A 20,769-nucleotide genomic window follows, 5' to 3' on the forward strand; every position below is an offset into this window, starting at 1 on the left:
CGTCGAAATAGCTGGTCATAGCGCAGCACTTTGAGTCTATAAACTGTTTTTGCTTCTCCCTAAACTGTGTCGCAAGGGTTCAGCCCGCCGGGCGCAACGCCAGGCGCGGCGCACTTTCGAAGCTGGTAACAGCATACACAGAACAAGGAGAAGCGCATGAAAGTTGCCATCGTTGGCGCGGGTTTGATCGGCCACACCATTGCCCATATGCTGCGTGAAACCGGCGACTACGAAGTCGTCGCGTTCGACCGCGATCAGCAGGCGCTCGACAAGCTCGCCGAGCAGGGTATCCCGACCCGTCGTGTCGATTCGGCCGACGCCGCCGCACTGCGCGCCGCCGTGCAAGGCTTCGACGCGCTGATCAACGCACTGCCGTACTACCTCGCCGTAAACGTTGCCACTGCCGCCAAGGGTGCCGGCGTCCATTACTTCGATCTGACCGAAGACGTGCGCGCCACCACCGCGATCCGCGCGATCGCCGACGAGTCCGACCACGCCTTCATGCCGCAATGCGGCCTCGCCCCTGGTTTTATCGGCATCGCCGCGCATGAACTGGCGAACCGGTTCACGGAAATTCGCGACGTCAAGATGCGCGTCGGTGCGCTGCCGGAATTCCCGACCAATGCGTTGAAGTACAACCTGACGTGGAGCGTGGACGGTCTGATCAACGAGTACTGCCAGCCGTGCGAAGCAATCCGCGACAGCCGCACGCAATGGGTGCAGCCGCTCGAAGGCCTCGAGCACTTCTCGCTCGACGGCACCGAATACGAAGCCTTCAATACGTCCGGCGGTCTCGGTACGTTGTGCGAAACGCTGGCCGGCCGCGTGGAAATGCTCGACTACAAGTCGGTCCGCTATCCGGGTCACCGCGAACTGATGAAGTTCCTGCTCGAAGACCTGCGCCTCGCAAGCGACCGCGACACGCTGAAGTCGATCATGCGCCGTTCGGTGCCGTCGACGGCACAAGACGTCGTGCTGGTCTTCATCACGGTGACAGGCATGCGCAATGGTCAACTGGTCGAAGAAGTGTTCACGCGCAAGATCTTCGCGAAGACGGTCTGCGGCGTGCCGATGAGCGCGATCCAGATCACCACGGCGGGCGCGATGTGCGCAGTGCTTGATCTGTTCCGCGAAAAGAAGCTGCCGCAAAGCGGGTTTGTGCGTCAGGAGCAGGTGTCGCTGCGCGACTTCCTGTCTAACCGCTTTGGTCAACTGTACGAAGGGCAGTCGCTCGACGCAACGGCGACGGTTTGAGGCGGAAAGGTCATAGGCCATCCGAGGGCCGTGAGCAGTAGAGGCAGTAGATAGCAAGCTCAGGATGCAAAGGCCGCACAGAAGGCCGGTGAGGGCGCCCCCAGTTCACCTGGGGGCGCCCTCCTTTTTCATTAGTTCCATCTGCGCTTGAATGAGGTGACGTGCGGTGCTATCCGCGCAGAATCCGTTCGATCAGCGCGTCGTAATCCGCTACGCCTGGCGCGGTAGCATCAAACATCAGCAGGCCCACGCAACTCTCGCCACTCGGGATGAAACGGCGTTGCCGGTATTCGTCCCAATGCGCGAGTTTGTAGGCATCGTTCGGATCGCCGCGCTCGAGGATTCGCTGACGCGCGGTCTCTTCCTCCGTGTGCACCCAGACCACGCGAATCTCGACATCCTCCCCAACTCCGAGCCAGGCCCGATCGAACAGTTTGCGCTCGCGAATTTCGCGTGACAGCGGAGCGATCACGAGTGCGCTGATGCCGAGTTCGAGATTGTCCCGCGCGGTGTCGATCAATCCGCGGTATTCCGGGTCGCGCAAATGTTGCAGGAAGAGGGGGCTGTCGCGGTCGTTGGGGTCCTGGGTGAGCAGGCTCATTGCGGCAGAACTATAGACGCCGTATAGCGTGTCTTTGTCCAGCAGGCAGAAGGCGCTGCCAGCCGCGCGCATCAACGGTGCGATCAGGCGTCTGGCAAGTGTCGTCTTGCCGGTGCCCGCATGTCCGCAGATGAAAACCAGATACGCCACTAACGCTTGTCCGTGGTCGAGGTGTCGGCGGGCGCGGCAAGCGGGTCGCCTGGCACTGCGTCGCGGCTGAACGTGTCGTTGGCTTCGAGCCACATTACGTTGATGATCCCAAAGCCCAGCGCCACGCCGATACCGAGAATCCAGCTGAAATACCACATTGCAGTCTCCTTGTTCGAGATCCCGGACGGGTGGGGTTCGTGTGGCGATAAATCACCCGTATGGCACGATCATGAACAAGAAGCGGATGGCGCGCAAGAGGGCGCGAGATCGGCCGTTCGGCCAGGCTGGCGGAATGGCGGCACGTTGTTATGATGAGGAAACAACGGCATCCACCACACGCCACAGCGACAAAAAAAGGGGAGACGCATCATGTCAAAGCACCCGCTGGTCACCTGGCGAGCCACAGGTCTTGCCCTGATGCTTGTGACCTTGCTCGCCGCATGCGCCTCCGAACCCGCCGAGCCCGTGGCCTTCAAACCGGTCCCCGCATCCCGCATCGTCAAATCTGGCTACACCGAGGCCACCCAGGGTTTTGTCGCAGTCGACGTACGGCGCGAGCGCTCGCGCGACCTCGTCGTGCGCTTTCGCGATGCTCTCGTCTACGTGGACGGCGAGCAGGTCACCGACCTGCTGAACGGCGAGCATGTCGTCTTCTATCTGAGCCCCGGCGTCCACAAGATTGCCGTGTCGACCCAGTTCGATCCGGTCGTCGAACTGCGCTTCATCGTGACCGCGGATACCCGCTACACCAACCGCGCCTCGGTCACCTTCGACGCCGACCACCGCATCGGGCTTCGCCGGGTCGCACAATGACCCTACCAATGACCCTACGATAGCTCCACGCCGCGGTGACAACTCGCTTACATGCGTGAGCGCCAAAACGGCTAACATGGCGGCTGCCAATCACCCATTCAGTCGCGCAGGTTTGCCACTTTCCTTGTGAAGCGCCGCGTCGGCGCCGCAGCCTGCCGCTGTTCTCAAGGTAATCGACATCATGCTGATCAATTGCGCGGCCTACCAGGATGGCCGCAAGCTCGCCGATATTCCGATTGAAGACATCAGCGACTATGTCGCGCGGCCCGAATGCTTCGTCTGGGTTGCCCTCAAAGACGCCTCCCCCGACGAACTTGCCGTGATGAAAGAGGAGTTCGGCCTGCACGATCTCGCAATCGAGGATGCCTTGCTGGGTCATCAGCGGCCGAAAATCGAGGAGTACGGCGAGTCGCTCTTCGCCGTCATGCACACGGTGGAGATGGATGACGACCACGAACTGTTGATCGGCGAGGTCGATGTATTCGTGGGATCGAATTACGTGCTCTCGGTGCGCAACCGGACCCGCTTCGGTTTTAGCGACGTCCGCGCGCGTTGCGAGCGCGAACCGGAGCTGCTCCGGGAAGGCTCCGGTTTCGTGCTGTACGCGCTGGCCGACGATATCGTCGACCGCTATTTCCCGATTCTCGAGGAACTCGGCGCCGAAATCGAAGAGGTCGAAGACCGGATCTTCGAAAAGAACGACGTCGCCGCATCGCGCGCGATCATCGCGGATCTGTATTCGCTCAAACGCCGTCTCGTGAGTCTGCAGCATCATGTGGCGCCGTTGCAGGAAGCCATCAGCAAACTGGCCGGCGGCCGCGTTCCGCAGATATGCTCGGGAATGGAGGCGTACTTTCGCGACATCTACGACCATCTCGAGCGGACCGTGCGGATCGTCGACGGGCGCCGCGAGATGGTCGTGACCGCGATCCAGGTGAATCTCGGCATGATCTCGCTCGCAGAGAGCGAGATCACCAAGCGTCTCGGCTCCTTTGCCGCCCTGTTCGCGGTGCCCACGATGATTGCCGGCATTTACGGCATGAACTTCCAGAGCATCCCGGAGTTGCATTACAAGTACGGTTATCCAATCTGCATCGCCGTGATGTTCACCGTCGACATGTTCCTGTGGTGGCGCTTCCGCAAGGCTGGCTGGCTTTAACGTCGAGCGGTGTGCCGGAGCGTGCCGCTAACGCTTGCATCGCATGCAATATCAGTCCAGCATAGACGACCCACCGCCCGCAGAATGTGGGCGATGGGTCACCAGCACGCGTGGACTGAGCGGGAAACTCATGCGAAACCAGACTCTGAAGACCTCCCCGGATGCGATGCGCGGCGGATGTTTAGTTTTAGTCATTGCGACAACGACGGCACAACTTTACGGCGCAATACCGCAATCCGTTGACACCATACGGCAACTCCGCTGAAAATGAGCCTCGCAAACGTTTGCGTGTAGCTAAAAACGCGGCTCGTCGCGAGCCCATAAATCCTGGAGATTTGCATGGATCACCGCATTCGCCGCCGCGTCCTGGCGGCCGCTGTCGTTCTGACCGCTTCCGTCGCGCTGCCTTTTTCGTCTGCTCATGCGCAGGCTGCCAGGAAGCCCAAAGTGGCGCTCGTCATGAAATCGCTCGCCAATGAGTTCTTCCTCACCATGGAAAACGGCGCGAAAGACTATCAGAAGCACAATCCTGGCGAATTCGATTTGATCACCAACGGGATCAAGAACGAAACGGATACGGCAGCACAGATCCAGATCGTCGAGCAGATGATCGTGTCGAAGGTCGATGCGATCGTGCTGGCGCCGGCCGATTCGAAGGCGCTGGTGCCGGTGGTCAAGAAGGCGGTAGACGCGGGCATCATCGTGGTGAATATCGACAACCGGCTCGACCCGGACGTGCTCAAGTCGAAGGATCTGAATGTGCCGTTCGTCGGTCCCGACAACGCCAAGGGCGCGCAGAAGGTCGGCGACTATCTGGCGCAGAAGCTGAAGTCTGGAGATGAAGTCGGCATCGTCGAAGGCGTTTCGACCACTACCAACGCGCAGCAGCGCACCGCGGGCTTCAAGGCGGCGATGCAGAAGGTGGGCGCGAAGATCGACTCGGTGCAGTCCGGCGAGTGGGAAATCGACAAGGGCAACGCAGTGGCGTCGGCCATGCTCAATGAGTATCCGAACATCAAGGCACTGCTGTGCGGTAACGACAACATGGCGATCGGCGCGGTCTCGGCCGTGCGCGCGGCCGGCAAGCAGGGCAAGGTGTACGTGGTCGGCTACGACGATATCGATGCCATCAGGCCAATGTTGAAGGACGGCCGTGTGCTTGCCACCGCCGATCAGTACGCGGCCAAGCAGGCCGTGTTCGGCATCGACACCGCGCTCAAGGCCTTGAGCGAGCACAAGAAGCAATCCGAATTGTCCGGGGTGGTTGAGACGCCGGTCGATCTGGTGACGAAGTAAGCCGTCAGCAGGAGCGGCTCAGCAGGCAGTGCGCCGTGGTTCGGCGCGAGTCCGCCGGACAGTTCGGACGCTGGTTTACATCAATTCAATAAACGCTCAAGAAAGCCGCGCCGCCGCCGTTATTCCAGAGATAAGCGTCATGTCGGCGGTCGCGGCGGGTCGGGGAGCGTTGGCGAGTCCAGCGCAGTACCTGCCTTGAGCCGGCATGACACGTGGTTGCCCAACGCGGGCTCCAGCCGGCTGTCGTCGTCTGAAGTCCCGTCAGGCAACCCCGGAACCAGGATCGCGATGGAATTGACTGCCCACGATGCACTGCCCGCCGTACTGTCTGTGACGGGAACCGGCAAGACCTACGCCGAGCCCGTACTCGCCGATGTTGCACTCACACTGCACGCCGGCGAGGCATTGGCGCTTACGGGCAAAAACGGCGCAGGTAAGAGCACGTCGTCGACGATCATCGGCGGCCTCGTGCTTCCGGCCACGGGCTCGATGCGCCTCGCCGGCACGCCGTATGCGTCCGCGAAGCGCACTGAAGCCGAAGCTCTAGGCGTGCGCAAGATCGGCGCGCCGTTGCTCAAAGTGGATGGGCTCACGCGCGGCAAGGCAGCAGGGAGTGTGTCATGACGAATCGACCGGCACCTCCGGGCGGCAACCAGGGCGGCGCGTCAGGCACGTCGGCAAAGCCTTCCGCGACCGACGGGTCCGCCCCGCTCGCGAGCGGCAAGCCGGCGGGCACGCGTCTCGGCTTTTCGAATTACCTGGGGCTGGCGGGCGCCTTGCTGGCGATGATCGTGCTGTTTTCGGTGCTCAGTTCGCACTTTCTGACGTACGACACGTTCAGCACGATCGCCAACCAGATTCCGGACCTTGTGGTGATGGCGGTCGGCATGACGTTCGTGCTGATCATCGCCGGCATCGACCTGTCGGTCGGCTCGGTGCTGGCGCTGGGCGCCTCGGTAGTGAGCGTGGTGGCGCTGAAATGGCACTGGCCGCCGTTGCCGGCAGCCTTGCTCGGCGTGGCGGCCGCGGCGCTGACCGGTACGTTGACGGGTGCAATAACCGTGGGCTGGCGGATTCCGTCGTTCATCGTTTCGCTGGGTGTGCTCGAAGCGGCACGCGGTGTCGCTTACCAGATGACGAACTCGCGCACCGCCTATATCGGCGACGCCTTCGACGTGCTGTCCAATCCGATCGCGTTCGGCATTTCGCCGGCCTTCCTGATTGCGGTGGCGGTGATGGTGATCGCGCATCTGGTGCTTACGCGCACGGTGTTCGGCCGCTATCTGGTGGGCATCGGTACGAATGAGGAAGCAGTCAGGCTGGCGGGCGTCAATCCGCGCCCTTACAAGGTCATCGTGTTTGCGCTGATGGGCGCGTTGTCGGGACTCGCGGCGCTGTTCCAGATTTCCCGGCTCGAAGCCGCCGATCCGAACGCGGGCGACGGCATCGAGCTGCAGGTGATCGCGGCGGTTGTGATTGGCGGTACGAGCCTGATGGGTGGCCGGGGTTCGGTGATCAGCACATTCTTCGGTGTGTTGATCATCTCGGTGCTGGCGGCGGGGCTTGCGCAGATCGGCGCGAACGAGCCGACCAAACGCATCATCACCGGCGCGGTGATCGTCGTGGCGGTTGTGCTGGATACGTATCGGAGCCGGCGCAAGCGTGCCTAGGGTTGGTGAGCGCAGCAGGTTGATCGGTTATTGAGGCAAACGCCCGGCGCGGTGCAGGTCGCACGGCCGGCGGGAAAAACAGGCAGGAGAGCAACAGGTTATGGCGACCATCAAGGATGTAGCGGCCGTGGCAGGCGTGTCGTTCACGACGGTTTCACACGTCGTGAACAACTCGCGTCCCGTGTCGGCCGATGTGCGCGCAAAAGTCGAACATGCGATCCGGCAACTCCACTATGTGCCCTCGGCAGTCGCCCGGTCACTGAAGGCGCGCGCCACTGCGACGATCGGTCTGGTGGTGCCCAACAGCACGAATCCCTACTTCGCGGAACTGGCGCGCGGCATCGAAGACGGTTGTTCGCGCAACGGCTACTGCGTGTTCTTCTGCAACTCGGACGACGATCCCGCCAAGCAGCGTAACTATTTGCGGGTGCTGCAGGAAAAACGTATCGATGGACTGATCGTGGCCTCGGCCGGCGACGACGCCGTGCTCGCGCAGGCGCTCGCCGATGCGCGCGAGCCGCTGGTGGTGGTGGACCGCAATATCGAGGGCCTTACCGCGGACCTGGTGCAGATCGACCACGAAAAGGGCGCCTATCTGGCGACGCGCCATCTGCTCGAACTCGGTCATGTGAAGATCGGTTGCATCACCGGCCCGGTTGCCACGGCTGTCAGCGCAATGCGCGTGCACGGTTTCATTCGCGCAATGGCCGAGCGCGGCATCGATATCGCGCCGGGCGCGATTGTCGAAAGTGATTTTTCGGGCACCGGCGGCTATCGCGCGTCGAGCCAGTTGTTCGACACGGTGCAGCCGACCGCGATTTTCGCCGGCAACGACATGATGGGCATCGGCGCCTTGCGCGCCGCCGCGGAGCGCGGCATCAACGTGCCGCACGATTGCTCGATCATCGGCTTCGACGATATCGAGCTGGGCCGCTTCACCTATCCCGCACTCTCGACGGTGGGACAGTCCGTGCGCGCGCTCGGCGAAATGGCGGCGCAAACGCTGATCGAGCGAATTACCGGCACTGCGGCCGGTGCCGAGGATTCTCCGGCGCGCCGGAGGGTGTTGGCGCCGCGGCTGATCTTGCGCGAATCGACCGCGGCCTGGGAAGGCGCTGGCGCCGGTGCGGGACGTGACGGTGTGACAGCCTGACGGTTCAGGCCGCGCCGTCGGCCGTCTCTGACATTTTGTAATTCATACAAATCCATCCCGCCAAATTCTTCAGACCATATAAATATTTTAAGTCTGCGGCCCAGGTGCCGTAAACGGAGAGTAGAGCGCCGTTTCCAGAAGGCGCCGGACAGGCGAAGGCGGAATACATGGTGCCGCCGACGCCCCCTCATCTTCGTTACGTCACAGGGAACAGGCATGTTGAACAAGGGCATCACCATCAAGGCGCGTATCGGCCTGACGATGGCATTTCTGGCCGCATTGCTGGTGATCATCGGCGTCCTTGGTCTGACAGGCATGAGCCGCGCCAACGACGCCGATCACGAAACTTTCGCTAACCAGATGCCGAGCGCAGTCGATATCGGCAACGCCGAACTTTATGCGGCGCGCGAACGGCTGGCGCTCGACCGGGCCGCCTTCCTGTTCGGAACGCCAGAAGTGGCGGCCACGATAGCGCGGGCGCGGGAGATGCGCACCACGTCCGACGCCTGGTGGAAGAAATATTCCGATCTGCCGCGCGGTGCGGAAGAAGACCGCGAGGCGCAGGAAGTCTCGGCGAAGCGCGAAACGCTGCATCAGTCAATGGACTTGTTTGCCTCGATCGTGGCGGGGACCGACCAGTCGAAGGTCGTGGCTGGCGCGAAGGACCTGCAAGTCAAATACAACCAGCTTGCCGTCGCCGACGACGCCCTGCGCAAGCTGCAGTTCACCCAGGCCCAGCAAGGCTTCGACGCCGCCCAGAGCACCTTTGTCATGTTTCGCATCGTCAGCATCGGCGCGGTGATCGCCGGTCTGCTGGCGGCGCTATTCTCGTATCTGACGTTGAGTCGTGCGATCGGCCGCCCGCTTGCCGAGGCACTCGGTCATTTTGACGCGATCGCTGCAGGCGACCTGCGCCGTCCGGTGGTCGTGGCGTCGCGCGATGAAATGGGCCAACTGCTCGAAGGCGTCGCGCGGATGCAGCGCAGCCTTACCGAGACGGTCCGCTCGGTGCGCGGCGGCAGCGAGTCGATCGCGACGGCCACGCGCCAGATCGCCGCGGGCAACCTCGATCTGTCCTCGCGCACGGAGGAACAGGCCTCGGCGCTGCAGGAAACCGCATCGAGCATGGATCAGCTGACCAGCACGGTGAAGCAGAACGCCGATAACGCCCGCCAGGCGAGTTCGCTGGCGGCGAACGCCTCGGAGATCGCCAATAAGGGCAGTGCGGTGGTCGGGCAGGTGGTCGGGACGATGGGCGACATCAACCAGAGCTCGAACAAGATCGCCGACATCATTTCCATCATCGAGGGTATTGCCTTCCAGACCAACATTCTGGCGCTCAACGCCGCGGTCGAGGCCGCCCGCGCCGGCGAGCAAGGGCGTGGTTTTGCGGTGGTGGCGGGCGAGGTGCGCAATCTGGCGCAGCGCTCGTCGGCGGCCGCGAAGGAAATCAAGGAACTGATCGACAACTCCGTGGAGCGCGTGCGTTCGGGCTCGGCGCTGGTCGATCAGGCCGGCCGCACGATGACCGAGATCATTGGCGCGGTGCAGCGCGTCACGGACATCATGGGCGAAATTGCGGCTGCTTCCGAAGAACAGAGCAGCGGTATCGAGCAGGTTGCGCGCGCCGTCACGCAAATGGACGAAGTGACGCAGCAAAACGCGGCGCTGGTGGAGGAGGCGGCTGCGGCGGCTCAATCGCTCGAAGATCAGGCCGGCAAGCTGCGTACGGCCGTCGCTGTGTTCCAGGTTGAAGAGAGCGATTTCAAGGCGCCAGCAGTCCAGCCGGCGTCGCGCCGGGCCGTGCCGAAGCCGGTGGTGGTCCGGAAGGCGGTTGCAGGCGGCCGGGCACGTGCGTCCGTGGCTGCGCCGGCCCCGGAGACGGCCTCGAGCTCCCCGAAGGCGGCCGTGGCTCTGGCCGCACCCGCGCCTGCGGTTACCTCAACCCCGGCGGCAGCGCGAGCACCGGCGGCAGCCAGAGCGCCTGCGCTGGCTGCCGCAGCCGGTAGCGACAAGGACTGGGAAACGTTCTAAGGGGCAAAGGCCCAGCAAATGGACAGTAAGAGCACGGTTGTGTGCGCAACCGTGCTCTTTTTTCATTGTCAGCGTACTAAGCGACCCGGTTCGACTTGTGTTCCGGTACATTGACGGGCGCGACTGCCTATTCCATTCAATGCGCCAGCCAGAAAGGACCGACATGACGCCACACGACCTCGCGCAACGCCTCGTTCAGGCGCGCAGGCAGCACCGCCTGATCGATGCCCCGCCGCCGGACAGCCTGCCGCCTGACGCAGCCACAGCCTATGCGATCCAGCAGGCTGTGATCGCCGGCCTCGGGCAATCCACCGGCGCCTGGAAAATCGGGGCGAAGGCACCGGGCGGAGCGGCGTCGGGTGCTCCGATTCCCGCGTCGCTCGTGCTCGAGTCGCCCGCCCGCATCGCCCACAGTGGTTTTTTCCGCGTGTTACTGGAACTGGAGATCGCTTTTCGCTTCAGCGAGTCCATCGCGCCGCGCCGCGAGGCCTACGCGCGCGACGAGGTGCTTGCGCGGGTCGGCGCAGTGCTGCCGGCCATCGAAATCGTCGATAGCCGCTTTAGCGAGTGGCCGGATATTGCCCCGCTCGCGCAACTGGCCGATGGGCAAAACAATGGCGCGCTCGTGACAGGACATCCCGTGGCGTATCCGGGCTTCGCGCGCACCTTCGATTTCGTCTCGCCCGAGCTGGAACTGACCTTCGACGGCAAGTCGCTGGTGCCGGAAGCGTCCGGCAATCCGGTCGGCGATCCGCGCGAATTGCTGGTGTGGTTCGTCAACCATTGCGCCGCTACGGGCGTCACGATCGAACCGGAATGGACCATTACGACCGGCTCCTATGTCGGCGCCCATCGCGTCGAGCGTGCCGGCCTCGTGCATGGCCACCTGGACGGGCTCGGCGAGGTCGAGATCGAACTGACCTGACGCGTATCGCATCGTTCATTGGCCACCTCGTGGCCGATCCTGTCACATTCCGTGCCGTGCCGGCGCCACCCCAGGGCGCATCCAGGCACTCCCCATCCCCGTATACACCTATGCACGTGGCAACACGCGCCGCCGACATCCAGTTATGTCAGCGGCCGACCATGTAGCCGATGTGGATATTGCATGTGGTCGTCGAGGACTGCGCACACAGGTGCAATTCGTTGTGAACGAAAACCGTACCGCGGTGACGAACGGTTGACGTGCTGCATGTAGCAGCAATCCGTGCGGTACATTGGCGAGGCAAACTATGTAACACAGCGTGAATCATGTGCACGGAAACGCTGCACGGCGCGTTGTGGGGAAAAGTGACCAGATAGCGGGTAGCGCAACGGCAGCAGGAACGCAGACAGATGCAAAGTTTCACACATGCATCACGATGAAATTTGTACGCGTAGACTGCAGCAGGTTCGATGCTTTAGTGTTGCGCTGGTGTGTTGGCGGTGTAACGCAGATGTAGTGACGAAGTGCAGGACGCAATGCGCAACATGGCAGTGGAGATGTCTGCAATCCTGGTGGGTGTGGCGGAAGCAGTGGTCGATGCGGTGACCGAAGCGTGGTCGAAGATTGTAGGTGACCGAATCTGCGTTTCCAAGTGAGGATTGTAGGTAGGGCAACACGGCACGATTTTCATCACGTAGTCCGTGAAAAAAAATTTAAAAGGGTTTAGGATGAATTCGAGCGATGTCGTTTCCGATTAGCGCGCCGCGCACGACATCGGTCTAGACTTTGGCGAGGAGGTAGCATGGATATCTACAGCAGTTTCGCGACCCGCTTCGAGAAAACGCGAGAAGATGAGCTCTCGCTCGAGGAGTATCTCGCGCTCTGCAAAGACAATCCCGCCGCGTACGCTACAGCTGGCGAACGCATGTTGACGGCAATCGGAGAACCCGAACAGATCGACACTCGCAACGATCCGCGCACGTCGCGTATCTTCGCGAACAAGGTCATCAAGGTATACCCCGCATTCCGTGAGTTCTACGGAATGGAAGACGTGATCGAGCAGGTGGTTGCGTACTTCCGGCACTCGGCCCAGGGGCTCGAAGAAAAGAAGCAGATTCTTTATTTGCTTGGCCCGGTTGGCGGCGGCAAGTCGTCGATCGCGGAACGTCTGAAACAACTCATGGAGCGCGTGCCGTTCTATGCAATCAAGGGCTCGCCTGTCAACGAGTCGCCGCTAGGTCTGTTCGACTACGATGAAGACGGTCCGATCCTTGAAGAGCAATACGGTATTCCACGCCGCTATCTGAAGAGCATTCTCAGCCCATGGGCGGTCAAACGGCTGCATGAATATAACGGCGACATCCGCAAGTTCCGCGTCGTGCGCCGTTACCCCTCGATCCTGCGGCAGATCGGTATCGCCAAGACCGAGCCGGGTGACGAAAACAATCAGGATATTTCGTCGCTGGTGGGTAAGGTCGACATCCGCAAGCTCGAGCAATACGCCCAGGACGACGCCGATGCGTACAGCTACTCCGGTGGCCTGTGCCTCGCGAATCAGGGCCTGCTCGAATTCGTGGAAATGTTCAAGGCGCCAATCAAGGTCTTGCACCCGTTGCTGACTGCCACCCAGGAAGGCAACTTCAAGGGCACGGAAGGTTTCGGCGCCATCCCGTTCGACGGTGTGATCCTTGCTCACTCGAACGAGTCGGAATGGAAGGCGTTCCGCAATAACCGCAACAATGAGGCCTTGCTCGACCGGATTTTCGTCGTAAAGGTACCGTATTGCTTGCGCTATGGCGAAGAGATCAAGATCTACGAGAAGCTGATCCGCAACTCGTCGCTCTCGAGCGCGGTGTGCGCGCCCGGCACCCTGAAGATGATGGCGCAGATGTCGGTATTGACGCGCCTGCACGAGCCGGAGAATTCCAGCCTCTTCTCGAAGATGCAGGTCTACGACGGCGAGAATCTGAAGGACACCGATCCGAAGGCCAAGTCGTACCAGGAGTATCGCGACTTCGCTGGCGTGGACGAAGGCATGACGGGTGTGTCGACGCGCTTCGCGTTCAAGATTCTTTCGCGCGTGTTCAACTTCGACACCACTGAAGTCGCAGCGAATCCGGTGCATCTGATGTATGTGCTGGAACAGCAGATCGAGCGCGAGCAGTTCCCACCGGAAACCGAGCAGAAGTACCTGTCCTTCATCAAGGACGTACTGGCCTCGCGCTACGCAGAGTTCATCGGCAAGGAGATTCAGACCGCTTATCTGGAATCGTATTCGGAGTACGGGCAGAACATTTTCGATCGCTATGTGACGTATGCGGACTTCTGGATCCAGGACCAGGAGTTCCGCGATCACGACACCGGCGAGAGTTTCGACCGTGCCTCGCTGAATGCGGAACTGGAGAAGATCGAGAAGCCTGCAGGGATTAGCAATCCGAAGGACTTCCGCAACGAGATCGTCAACTTCGTGCTGCGCGCGCGTGCTGCGAACGCAGGCAAGAATCCGGCGTGGATCAGCTATGAGAAGCTGCGCGTCGTGATCGAGAAGAAGATGTTCTCGAATACGGAGGAACTGTTGCCGGTGATTTCGTTCAATGCAAAAGGATCGGCAGAGGAACAGCGCAAGCACGAAGACTTCGTCAACCGGATGGTCGCAAAGGGCTATACGCCCAAGCAGGTGCGGCTGTTGTGTGACTGGTATCTGCGCGTGCGCAAGTCATCGTGATCTGCTCATGAAACTTGGCACGTGCCGCCCGCGCAGGGAGACTGCGCGGGCACCTTGCGAGGCGCAGGTTGCATGGACATAACGTTGCTACGCAACGTGCGTCTCGCGCACCCGAAATGAAATAGCGGGAGACCGGATGTGCTTCATCAAATCATCGACCGCAGGTTAGCTGGCAAGAACAAGAGTATTGCAAACCGCGAGCGCTTCTTGCGTCGCGTCAAAGGCTATATCCGTCGTGCCGTCTCGGAAGCGGTGCGCGACCGCAGTATCAAGGATATCCAGAACACCCAGAGCATTACGATTCCACGCAAGGACATTGCCGAACCGTCGTTCCGGCATGGCCCCGGCGGCAAGCGTGAAATGGTGCATCCAGGTAACGCCGACTATATCCGCGGCGACAAGATTCCACGTCCCCAGGGTGGTGGCGGCGGTGGCGGCGGCAATCAGGCCAGCAACGAAGGCGATGGTCAGGACGACTTCGTGTTCGAACTGAGCCGCGAAGAATTCATGCAGTACTTCTTCGACGATCTCGAACTGCCGCGTCTCGTCAAGACCCATCTGCTGGCGGTCCCTACCTGGAAGAGCATTCGCGCAGGCTGGGCGGCGGAAGGCACGCCTAACAACATCGACGTGGTCCGTTCGCTGCGCAGCGCGCTCGGCCGGCGCATCGCGCTGGGCGCACCGCTCGTCAACGAGTTGCACGAGATGGAGCGGCAACTCGAAGAGATGAAGGCTGACCCCGAAGATCGCCGCGACGACATCAAGGCGCTCGAAGAGGAAATCCATCATCTGCGTGGACGCATCTGGCGCATCCCCTTTATCGACCCGTTCGATCTGCGTTACGTGAACCGCGTGAAGCAGCCGCAACCATCGAGTCAGGCCGTGATGTTCTGCCTGATGGATGTGTCCGGTTCAATGGACGAGCAACGCAAGGATCTTGCGAAGCGCTTCTTCATCCTGCTGTACCTGTTTCTCAAGCGCAATTACGAACGCATCGAAGTGGTGTTCATTCGCCACCACACGCGTGCCGAAGAGGTCGATGAAGATACGTTCTTCCACTCGACGGAAAGCGGCGGCACGGTGGTATCGAGCGCGCTCGAGCTGATGAAGAAGGTCCAGGAGGAGCGTTATTCGCCTACTGAATGGAACATTTACGGCGCGCAGGCGTCCGACGGCGACAACTGGACCGACGATTCGCCCAAGTGTCGTAAGATCCTTTCAGATGACATTCTCGAGAAGGTGCGCTATTTTGCGTATATTCAGGTAACGCCCGAAGAGCAGAACCTGTGGCTCGAATATGCGCAACTCGCGCTGTCGCAGCCGCATATGGCGATGAAGAAGGTCGAAACGGCCGCCGACATCTACCCTGTTTTCCGGGAGTTGTTTGAAAAGCAGGTGGCGTCTTCATGAGCACCAAACATCTGCGGAATGAGGCGCCCGGCGATCCGCCGGCGCGCAAAAAAGGCGTGCCGAAGCAGAAGTCCGGGCATGCCGATGCCACAGTGGCCGAAACGCAGGCTGCTGATGCGGGAGCGGGTCTGGACAACGCTGTAACTGCACGGGGACACACCGGAACGCCCTCAGAGGGGCAAAGGGAAGTCCGTATGAACGTAGCCGATAGACGGCCTCTGCCGTGCCCGTCCGACTGGACCTTCGAACTGATCGAGGAATACGACACCCATATTGCCCGTGTTGCAGAGCAATATGAGCTGGACGTGTACCCGATCCAGCTCGAACTCATCAGCGCTGAACAGATGATGGATGCGTACGCATCCGTCGGCATGCCGGTGAACTACCGGCACTGGTCGTTCGGCAAACACTTCTTGTCCACCGAAAAAAGCTACCGTCGCGGACAGATGGGGCTGGCTTACGAAATCGTCATCAATTCAAACCCCTGCATCGCGTATCTGATGGAAGAGAACACGATGACGATGCAGGCTCTCGTCATCGCGCACGCGGCCTACGGACATAACTCGTTCTTCAAGGGCAACTATCTGTTCAAGCTGTGGACAGATGCGCACGCGATCATCGATTACCTCGTTTACGCGAAGAATTACATTGCGGAATGCGAGGAGCGGTTCGGCATGGACCGGGTGGAGGAACTGCTCGACTCCTGCCATGCGCTGCAAAATTACGGCGTGGACCGGTATAAGCGGCCGCAAAAGCTGTCGTTGCAGAAGGAATCGGCGGCGCGGCGCGAACGCGAAGCGTATCTGCAGTCGCAGGTAAACGAGCTGTGGCGCACGCTGCCGAACAGGCAGACGCCGGAGCCGGAGGAAACCGACGACCGCTATCCGCCCGAGCCGCAGGAAAATCTGCTGTATTTCGCGGAGAAAAATGCACCGTTACTCGAGCCGTGGGAGCGCGAGGTCATTCGCATCGTGCGCAAGATCGGCCAGTATTTCTACCCGCAGCGTCAGACGCAGGTAATGAATGAAGGCTGGGCGACGTTCTGGCATTACACGCTGCTCAACACGCTGTACAACCAGGGCAAGCTGGAAGACGGCTTCATGATGGAGTTCCTCCATTCGCACAGCAACGTCGTCTATCAGCCGCCGGTCACGAAGCCGTATTACAGCGGCATTAATCCGTATGCGCTGGGCTTTTCGATGATGAGCGATATTCGCCGCATCTGCGAAAACCCGACCGAAGAGGATCGGCGCTGGTTCCCGGAACTGGCCGGAAGCCCCTGGCTGCCGGCGCTGCACTACGCGATGCGTAACTTCAAGGACGAGAGCTTTGTGGCGCAGTATCTGTCACCGCATCTGATCCGCGAAATGCGGCTCTTCTCTGTGCTGGACGACGATATGCGCGACGCGCTGGAAGTTTCGGCGATCCACGATGACAGCGGCTATCAGTATGTGCGCCAGGCGCTGTCGCGACAGTACGATATGCATCACCGCGAGCCGAATATTCAGGTCTGGTCGGTCAATACACGCGGCGACCGCAGTCTCACGTTGCGGCATTTCATGAGCGACAACCGGCATCTGTCTGGCGACAGTGATGAGGTGCTCAAGCATATGGCGCGGCTGTGGCAGTTCGACGTGTATCTGGAAAGCGTCGACGAAAACGGTACGGTGAGGAAGCGCTATGAGTGCCGGTATGTGCCGCCGGCAGTCAGGCTCTGATTGTCGCGGGCGCTTCGCCGATGCGAGCGTTGTTCAAAAGCCAGCCTTCGGGCTGGCTTTTTATTGGCGCATGCTGCCGGCAGCACCTAACGCGTTAGCGCACCCTCTGGGGAAGAGATTCGCCTGGCATGAGGTGTATTGGCCGACTTCGGCGGTCTCGAAACAAGGGGGCTTGTAGATCTGCGGAAATCCCCAAACTTGCGTGTAAAATTAGCGCTAAACCTGAACGAAGATTTTTTACAAAACCAAATCGAATGGAGAACCCACATGACCCCGAAAGGCAAGACTGGGAATATCCATGGTGTCGAAGTGAAAGCACGAGCACGGACGCAAGAACCGACAGTGACGGTAACGACGGATACTGTGGAAGGCCGCAAAGCGGTATTGCTCGCCGTTGAAAAGGTATACGAGCAGCACCGTGAGGTGATTCAGGCGCTCGCCAATCGATGACGCTCGACCCGGAGTTGGTTGGGCTGATTCACGACTACATCCTGGGCAACGAACCAGGTATCCACGGATCTAATCGTGGCGCGTTGGAAGGCGCGCTCGGCCGGATAGAATCTCGGCGACATTACGAGGGCCTTCACGACATTTTCGAGATTGCGGGTCTGTACGCCGAAGCGATCGCGAGGGGGCATACATTCTCCGATGCCAATAAGCGGACGGCGCTCGTGTCTGCGCTGGTTTACCTGTTTCTAGAAGGGTTCTCAGTTGAACGGACGCCCGCTCTCGAAGAGATCATGGTTGACGTCGCCGAGGGCCGGCTGAATTACCTGGATCTGGCCAACATCTTTTCAACTCTGGCGGTTCGCGTCCCGCAACCGGGGTCCGAATAGTGCGAGCTCTGCGTCATCCGTGCTCATTCTTGCGGGATCGCGCTGGAACATGAAAAAAGCCCAGCGCAAGCACTGGGCCAAGCTACCAGACATTTGGCAGCGGAGGAGTCCGGGGAAATGATTTTGCAAACAGGCCCACATGGACGCCAGACGCTGGCCTGTTTCATATTCGTGAGCCGGTGCAACCCGGCTCTATCTCATGCAACCGCCCGATTAATGCGCAACGTAGACCGGCGGCGAGTACGGGCTAACCGTTAGCTCAGCGCGTTGACCCGACTGCGACGTACCGCTTGCGCTCGGACCATAACTCGTCGTTTCAGCCTGCGCCGTACCATTTTGAGCGGCGACCTTTGCTTCAGCGGCCTGGACGTCTTCCGGATAGTACGGGTCGCGGCCACGGGCCGGCGAATAGCCTGCCTGCTCGATCTGCACCAGTTCCGCACGCACTTGTGCTCGCGTCACGGGCTGGCTGTACGATTGCGCAAACGATGCCACCGGGGTAGCGAGAACAGCAGCGATAGCAACAGCTTGAATAAGGGACTTCATGATGTGTTACCTCCGAAATTTATTTATGGACTGCCTGTAGCACGTTCTTTAAACCGGTACGGCCATCTTAGTGATGGCTGAAGAACACCGAACGTGCGCCGGTCGACGGTTCACGCGAACCCGATTGCGAAGTTTGTTCAGCGACGCCGCCGTACGAGCTGTTGTCATTCGCGTTGGCACGTTCAGCTGCAACGGTTTGCGCGCTTTGGCCTTGTTGCGAAGCAGGTGCGCCAACAGTCGGACGGTAGAACGGTGCCGGCCCGTAGCCGCTCGCAAATGCGGGGGCAGCGAGGGTAGCGGAAGCAGCAACCAGCAGAGCAGCAATGATCTTGGTCTTCATGATGGGACTCCATTAACGTTTAATTTCAGTTCAGGATGGCGTCGCGACCGGGGCGGTGAGCTGTGTCTGCAACGTCGATGGAGGCAGTGTATACCCCGACTATCGAATCTTTGTATCGATAGCTCGAAATGACTGTTTTGAATCGGCCGATAATCCCGTGCAGCCCGCCAGACAAGGCGGAGCGAGGGACGGCGAGGCAGGATGAAGGTGAGGCGAGGGGCGCGGCGCTCAGCGCCCTGTTCGTTACGCTACGACGATGTTCGTTCCCAATTGATGAAGCAGATCGCGCAAGGCTTCGGCCTGCGCCATGCGCGCGTCGCCGCGCAGATGAATCTGAACGGCACGACCAGCGATCCCGTCAACCGGATGCGCCAGCCACAATTCGACTGCCAGACCAAGTCCATCGGGCTGATTGATAGCCACGGGCTCGATGACCCGCGGCTTGAACGAGGCACGCTCGGACATGGCAACACTCCTCTGATCTGACTGTGGAGCCTCGATGCTAGCCAGCGTCGCGGGTGTCGACAAACGACAAATACGCGTTTGCAAATCACGGCGCAGCTTCGAAGAAAAACCGCTTATGTCGCTTATGTCACGAGCATCAGTGAGGCGGGTTGAATCAGCAGTACGAAGCACTGCGAGAGTCCAGACTGCGGAACCCGCGCAGCGCAGGCCACCGCGCCCGCGCTCACGCGTTCCCTTTCCTTAACGTGCGCTTTGCCGGTCCTTGCAGACAGAACACCAACGTCAACGTGAAACGACAAAGCCCAACCGACCGTTCAACTCACCGAAGGCTCGCCTTCGCCTGGCTTCTTGCCAGGGTGGTCGGCCGGTGACTGTTTCCGCGACTCATCATCGCGCTCTGGCAATTTGCTCTTCTCGTTGTCGCTGTGACTGGCGGGTTGCGGATGCTTGAGATCCGGCTCTTTAGTCTCTTTCGGCTGCTTGCGCTCTTTGGTTTCGCTCATCATCGGCTCCTCGAGTGTAGATACTCAAGGAGTAGCAAAGCCCGGTCCTGCCTCCAGGATTCGCTGCGGATCGAACCGAAACAGGGGTGGTACAGACACGTTTCCCCTGAGTCGTATAGAGTAATAAATCAGCCGCAGTTGAACGCAGAGCCGTCCTCACTTTCAAGGGGCTGTTATCCAGATGAAATACAAGGACTATTACGCCACCCTGGAGGTGGAGCGCAGCGCGACCCAGGACGAGATCAAGCGTGCCTACCGCAAGCTCGCCCGCAAATATCATCCGGACGTCAGCAAACAGGCAGACGGCGAGGAGCGCTTCAAGGAAGTCGGCGAGGCGTATGAGGTGCTCAAGGATCCAGAGAAACGGGCGGCCTATGACCGGATGGGCAGCGAGTGGCAGAACGGCCAGGAATTCCAGCCGCCGCCGAACTGGGACGAGGGATTCGAGTTCCGCGGGGCGGGCAGTCAGGCGGGCGGTTATGCGGGCGACGAAGCCGGATATCAGGCGGGCGGCGAAGCCAATCTCGACGACTTCTTCGAAGCCATGTTTGGCCGCGCGCGCGGTGCGCATCAGCGGCAGGGGGCGGCGGCCGCGATGGGCGGCCAGGATCACCATGCGAAGATACTGATCGATCTCGAAGAGGCTTACCACGGGGCGCAGCGCGGCATCACGCTGCAGATGCCGGGGGTCGATCCGCAGGGGCATGTCACGCTGGAGTCGCGCACGCTGAATGTCACCATTCCCAAGGGCATTCGTGCCGGACAGCATTTGCGGCTTGCCGGGCAGGGCAGTCCCGGGATAGGCGGCGGTCCGCCGGGCGACCTGTACCTTGAGATCGCGTTTCGTGAACATCCGCGGTTTCGCGTCGATGGCCGCGACGTCTCGCTCGATTTGCCGGTCGCGCCCTGGGAAGCGGCGCTTGGCGCGCAGATCACCGTGCCGACGCCCGACGGCTCCGTCGAAATGACGGTGCCCAAGGGCTCGCAAGGAGGACGGCGCTTGCGGCTCAAGGGCAAAGGCATTCCTGGGAGCCAGCCCGGCGATCTGTACGTGGTCCTGAACATCGTCTTGCCGCCGGCCGATACCGAACGTGCCGCAGCCGCCTATGACGTGATGCGGCAGGCTTTCAATTTCGACCCTCGCGCGCATTTTTATGGATGATCGCTCATC

General features: G+C 60.7%; 20 protein-coding genes and 1 pseudogene. 15 read left to right on the forward strand and 6 right to left on the reverse strand.

The annotated features are described in order from the left end of the window. The first annotated feature begins 156 nt into the window (after window positions 1-156). Window positions 157-1,254: a saccharopine dehydrogenase family protein gene (locus tag P3T17_RS04000; RefSeq protein WP_074264415.1), complete on the forward strand. Its 1,098-nt coding sequence runs from the start codon at window positions 157-159 to the stop codon at window positions 1,252-1,254. A gap of 169 nt (window positions 1,255-1,423) precedes the next feature. Here P3T17_RS04000 and P3T17_RS04005 read toward each other — a convergent pair whose 3' ends face one another. Both P3T17_RS04005 and cydX read right to left on the reverse strand, forming a co-directional pair. Beyond that, a complete protein-coding gene (locus P3T17_RS04005; RefSeq protein ID WP_074264416.1) occupies window positions 1,424-2,005 on the reverse strand; it encodes an AAA family ATPase in 582 nt (193 codons plus the stop codon). Continuing rightward, window positions 2,005-2,163 carry a cytochrome bd-I oxidase subunit CydX gene (gene cydX, locus P3T17_RS04010; protein ID WP_074264417.1) on the reverse strand — a complete coding sequence of 53 codons (159 nt, stop codon included), beginning with the start codon at window positions 2,161-2,163 and terminating at the stop codon, window positions 2,005-2,007. The genes P3T17_RS04005 and cydX overlap by 1 nt, the downstream gene beginning before the upstream one ends. 211 nt (window positions 2,164-2,374) lie before the next feature. Between cydX and P3T17_RS04015 the strand changes: the two genes are divergently transcribed. From P3T17_RS04015 to P3T17_RS04075, 13 genes and pseudogenes are all read left to right on the forward strand, one after another. Further along, the gene (locus P3T17_RS04015; protein WP_429404838.1) at window positions 2,375-2,818 is read left to right on the forward strand and encodes a hypothetical protein; all 444 of its coding nucleotides are present in this window, start codon (window positions 2,375-2,377) and stop codon (window positions 2,816-2,818) included. Between the two features lie 181 nt (window positions 2,819-2,999). Beyond that, window positions 3,000-3,977: a magnesium/cobalt transporter CorA gene (gene corA, locus P3T17_RS04020; RefSeq protein ID WP_074264419.1), complete on the forward strand. Its 978-nt coding sequence runs from the start codon at window positions 3,000-3,002 to the stop codon at window positions 3,975-3,977. A 339-nt stretch (window positions 3,978-4,316) separates the two neighbouring features. Beyond that, window positions 4,317-5,273, forward strand: coding sequence for a sugar ABC transporter substrate-binding protein (locus tag P3T17_RS04025; RefSeq protein ID WP_429404839.1), 957 nt, complete (start codon window positions 4,317-4,319; stop codon window positions 5,271-5,273). A 288-nt stretch (window positions 5,274-5,561) separates the two neighbouring features. Further along, window positions 5,562-5,834, forward strand: a pseudogene (locus P3T17_RS04030) (ATP-binding cassette domain-containing protein); the annotation flags it as partial. A gap of 59 nt (window positions 5,835-5,893) precedes the next feature. Further along, window positions 5,894-6,943, forward strand: a complete 1,050-nt coding sequence (locus P3T17_RS04035) for an ABC transporter permease (RefSeq protein WP_429287049.1) — start codon at window positions 5,894-5,896, stop codon at window positions 6,941-6,943. Between the two features lie 100 nt (window positions 6,944-7,043). Further along, window positions 7,044-8,096 (forward strand): LacI family DNA-binding transcriptional regulator, encoded by a 1,053-nt coding sequence (locus tag P3T17_RS04040; RefSeq protein ID WP_074264422.1) that lies wholly within the window; start codon window positions 7,044-7,046, stop codon window positions 8,094-8,096. 216 nt (window positions 8,097-8,312) lie between these two features. Next, on the forward strand, window positions 8,313-10,130 hold the full coding sequence (locus tag P3T17_RS04045) for a methyl-accepting chemotaxis protein (protein WP_429404841.1): 1,818 nt from the start codon (window positions 8,313-8,315) through the stop codon (window positions 10,128-10,130). 163 nt (window positions 10,131-10,293) lie between these two features. Beyond that, complete coding sequence (locus P3T17_RS04050) at window positions 10,294-11,055, forward strand: 2-keto-4-pentenoate hydratase (protein ID WP_074264423.1); 762 nt, start codon at window positions 10,294-10,296, stop codon at window positions 11,053-11,055. An 802-nt stretch (window positions 11,056-11,857) separates the two neighbouring features. After that, window positions 11,858-13,780, forward strand: coding sequence for a PrkA family serine protein kinase (locus tag P3T17_RS04055; protein WP_074264424.1), 1,923 nt, complete (start codon window positions 11,858-11,860; stop codon window positions 13,778-13,780). 138 nt (window positions 13,781-13,918) lie between these two features. Further along, window positions 13,919-15,190, forward strand: a complete 1,272-nt coding sequence (locus tag P3T17_RS04060; protein WP_074264425.1) for a YeaH/YhbH family protein — start codon at window positions 13,919-13,921, stop codon at window positions 15,188-15,190. After that, window positions 15,187-16,908, forward strand: a complete 1,722-nt coding sequence (locus P3T17_RS04065) for a SpoVR family protein (protein ID WP_074264426.1) — start codon at window positions 15,187-15,189, stop codon at window positions 16,906-16,908. Before P3T17_RS04060 ends, P3T17_RS04065 begins: the two co-directional genes overlap by 4 nt. Before the next feature lie 138 nt (window positions 16,909-17,046). After that, window positions 17,047-17,358: a hypothetical protein gene (locus P3T17_RS04070; protein ID WP_143787502.1), complete on the forward strand. Its 312-nt coding sequence runs from the start codon at window positions 17,047-17,049 to the stop codon at window positions 17,356-17,358. After that, window positions 17,355-17,744, forward strand: coding sequence for a type II toxin-antitoxin system death-on-curing family toxin (locus tag P3T17_RS04075; protein WP_074264428.1), 390 nt, complete (start codon window positions 17,355-17,357; stop codon window positions 17,742-17,744). Before P3T17_RS04070 ends, P3T17_RS04075 begins: the two co-directional genes overlap by 4 nt. Window positions 17,745-17,957: 213 nt before the next feature. On the opposite strand, the gene P3T17_RS04080 is transcribed toward P3T17_RS04075, so the two are convergent. The 4 genes from P3T17_RS04080 to P3T17_RS04095 form a co-directional block, all read right to left on the reverse strand. Continuing rightward, window positions 17,958-18,290, reverse strand: coding sequence for a DUF4148 domain-containing protein (locus P3T17_RS04080; RefSeq protein ID WP_429404842.1), 333 nt, complete (start codon window positions 18,288-18,290; stop codon window positions 17,958-17,960). A 67-nt stretch (window positions 18,291-18,357) separates the two neighbouring features. Then, window positions 18,358-18,630: a hypothetical protein gene (locus tag P3T17_RS04085; protein ID WP_429287046.1), complete on the reverse strand. Its 273-nt coding sequence runs from the start codon at window positions 18,628-18,630 to the stop codon at window positions 18,358-18,360. A gap of 243 nt (window positions 18,631-18,873) precedes the next feature. Next, entirely contained in the window at window positions 18,874-19,095 is a 222-nt protein-coding gene (locus tag P3T17_RS04090; protein ID WP_074264431.1) for a hypothetical protein, read from the reverse strand. Between the two features lie 314 nt (window positions 19,096-19,409). Beyond that, window positions 19,410-19,598 carry a hypothetical protein gene (locus P3T17_RS04095; RefSeq protein WP_429405502.1) on the reverse strand — a complete coding sequence of 63 codons (189 nt, stop codon included), beginning with the start codon at window positions 19,596-19,598 and terminating at the stop codon, window positions 19,410-19,412. A gap of 181 nt (window positions 19,599-19,779) precedes the next feature. Between P3T17_RS04095 and P3T17_RS04100 the strand changes: the two genes are divergently transcribed. Continuing rightward, a complete protein-coding gene (locus P3T17_RS04100; protein ID WP_429404844.1) occupies window positions 19,780-20,760 on the forward strand; it encodes a DnaJ C-terminal domain-containing protein in 981 nt (326 codons plus the stop codon). The last annotated feature ends 9 nt before the right edge of the window (window positions 20,761-20,769 follow it).

The organism is Paraburkholderia sp. GAS82 (assembly GCF_050436285.1).
In the GTDB taxonomy this organism is placed as follows: domain Bacteria; phylum Pseudomonadota; class Gammaproteobacteria; order Burkholderiales; family Burkholderiaceae; genus Paraburkholderia; species Paraburkholderia phenazinium_B.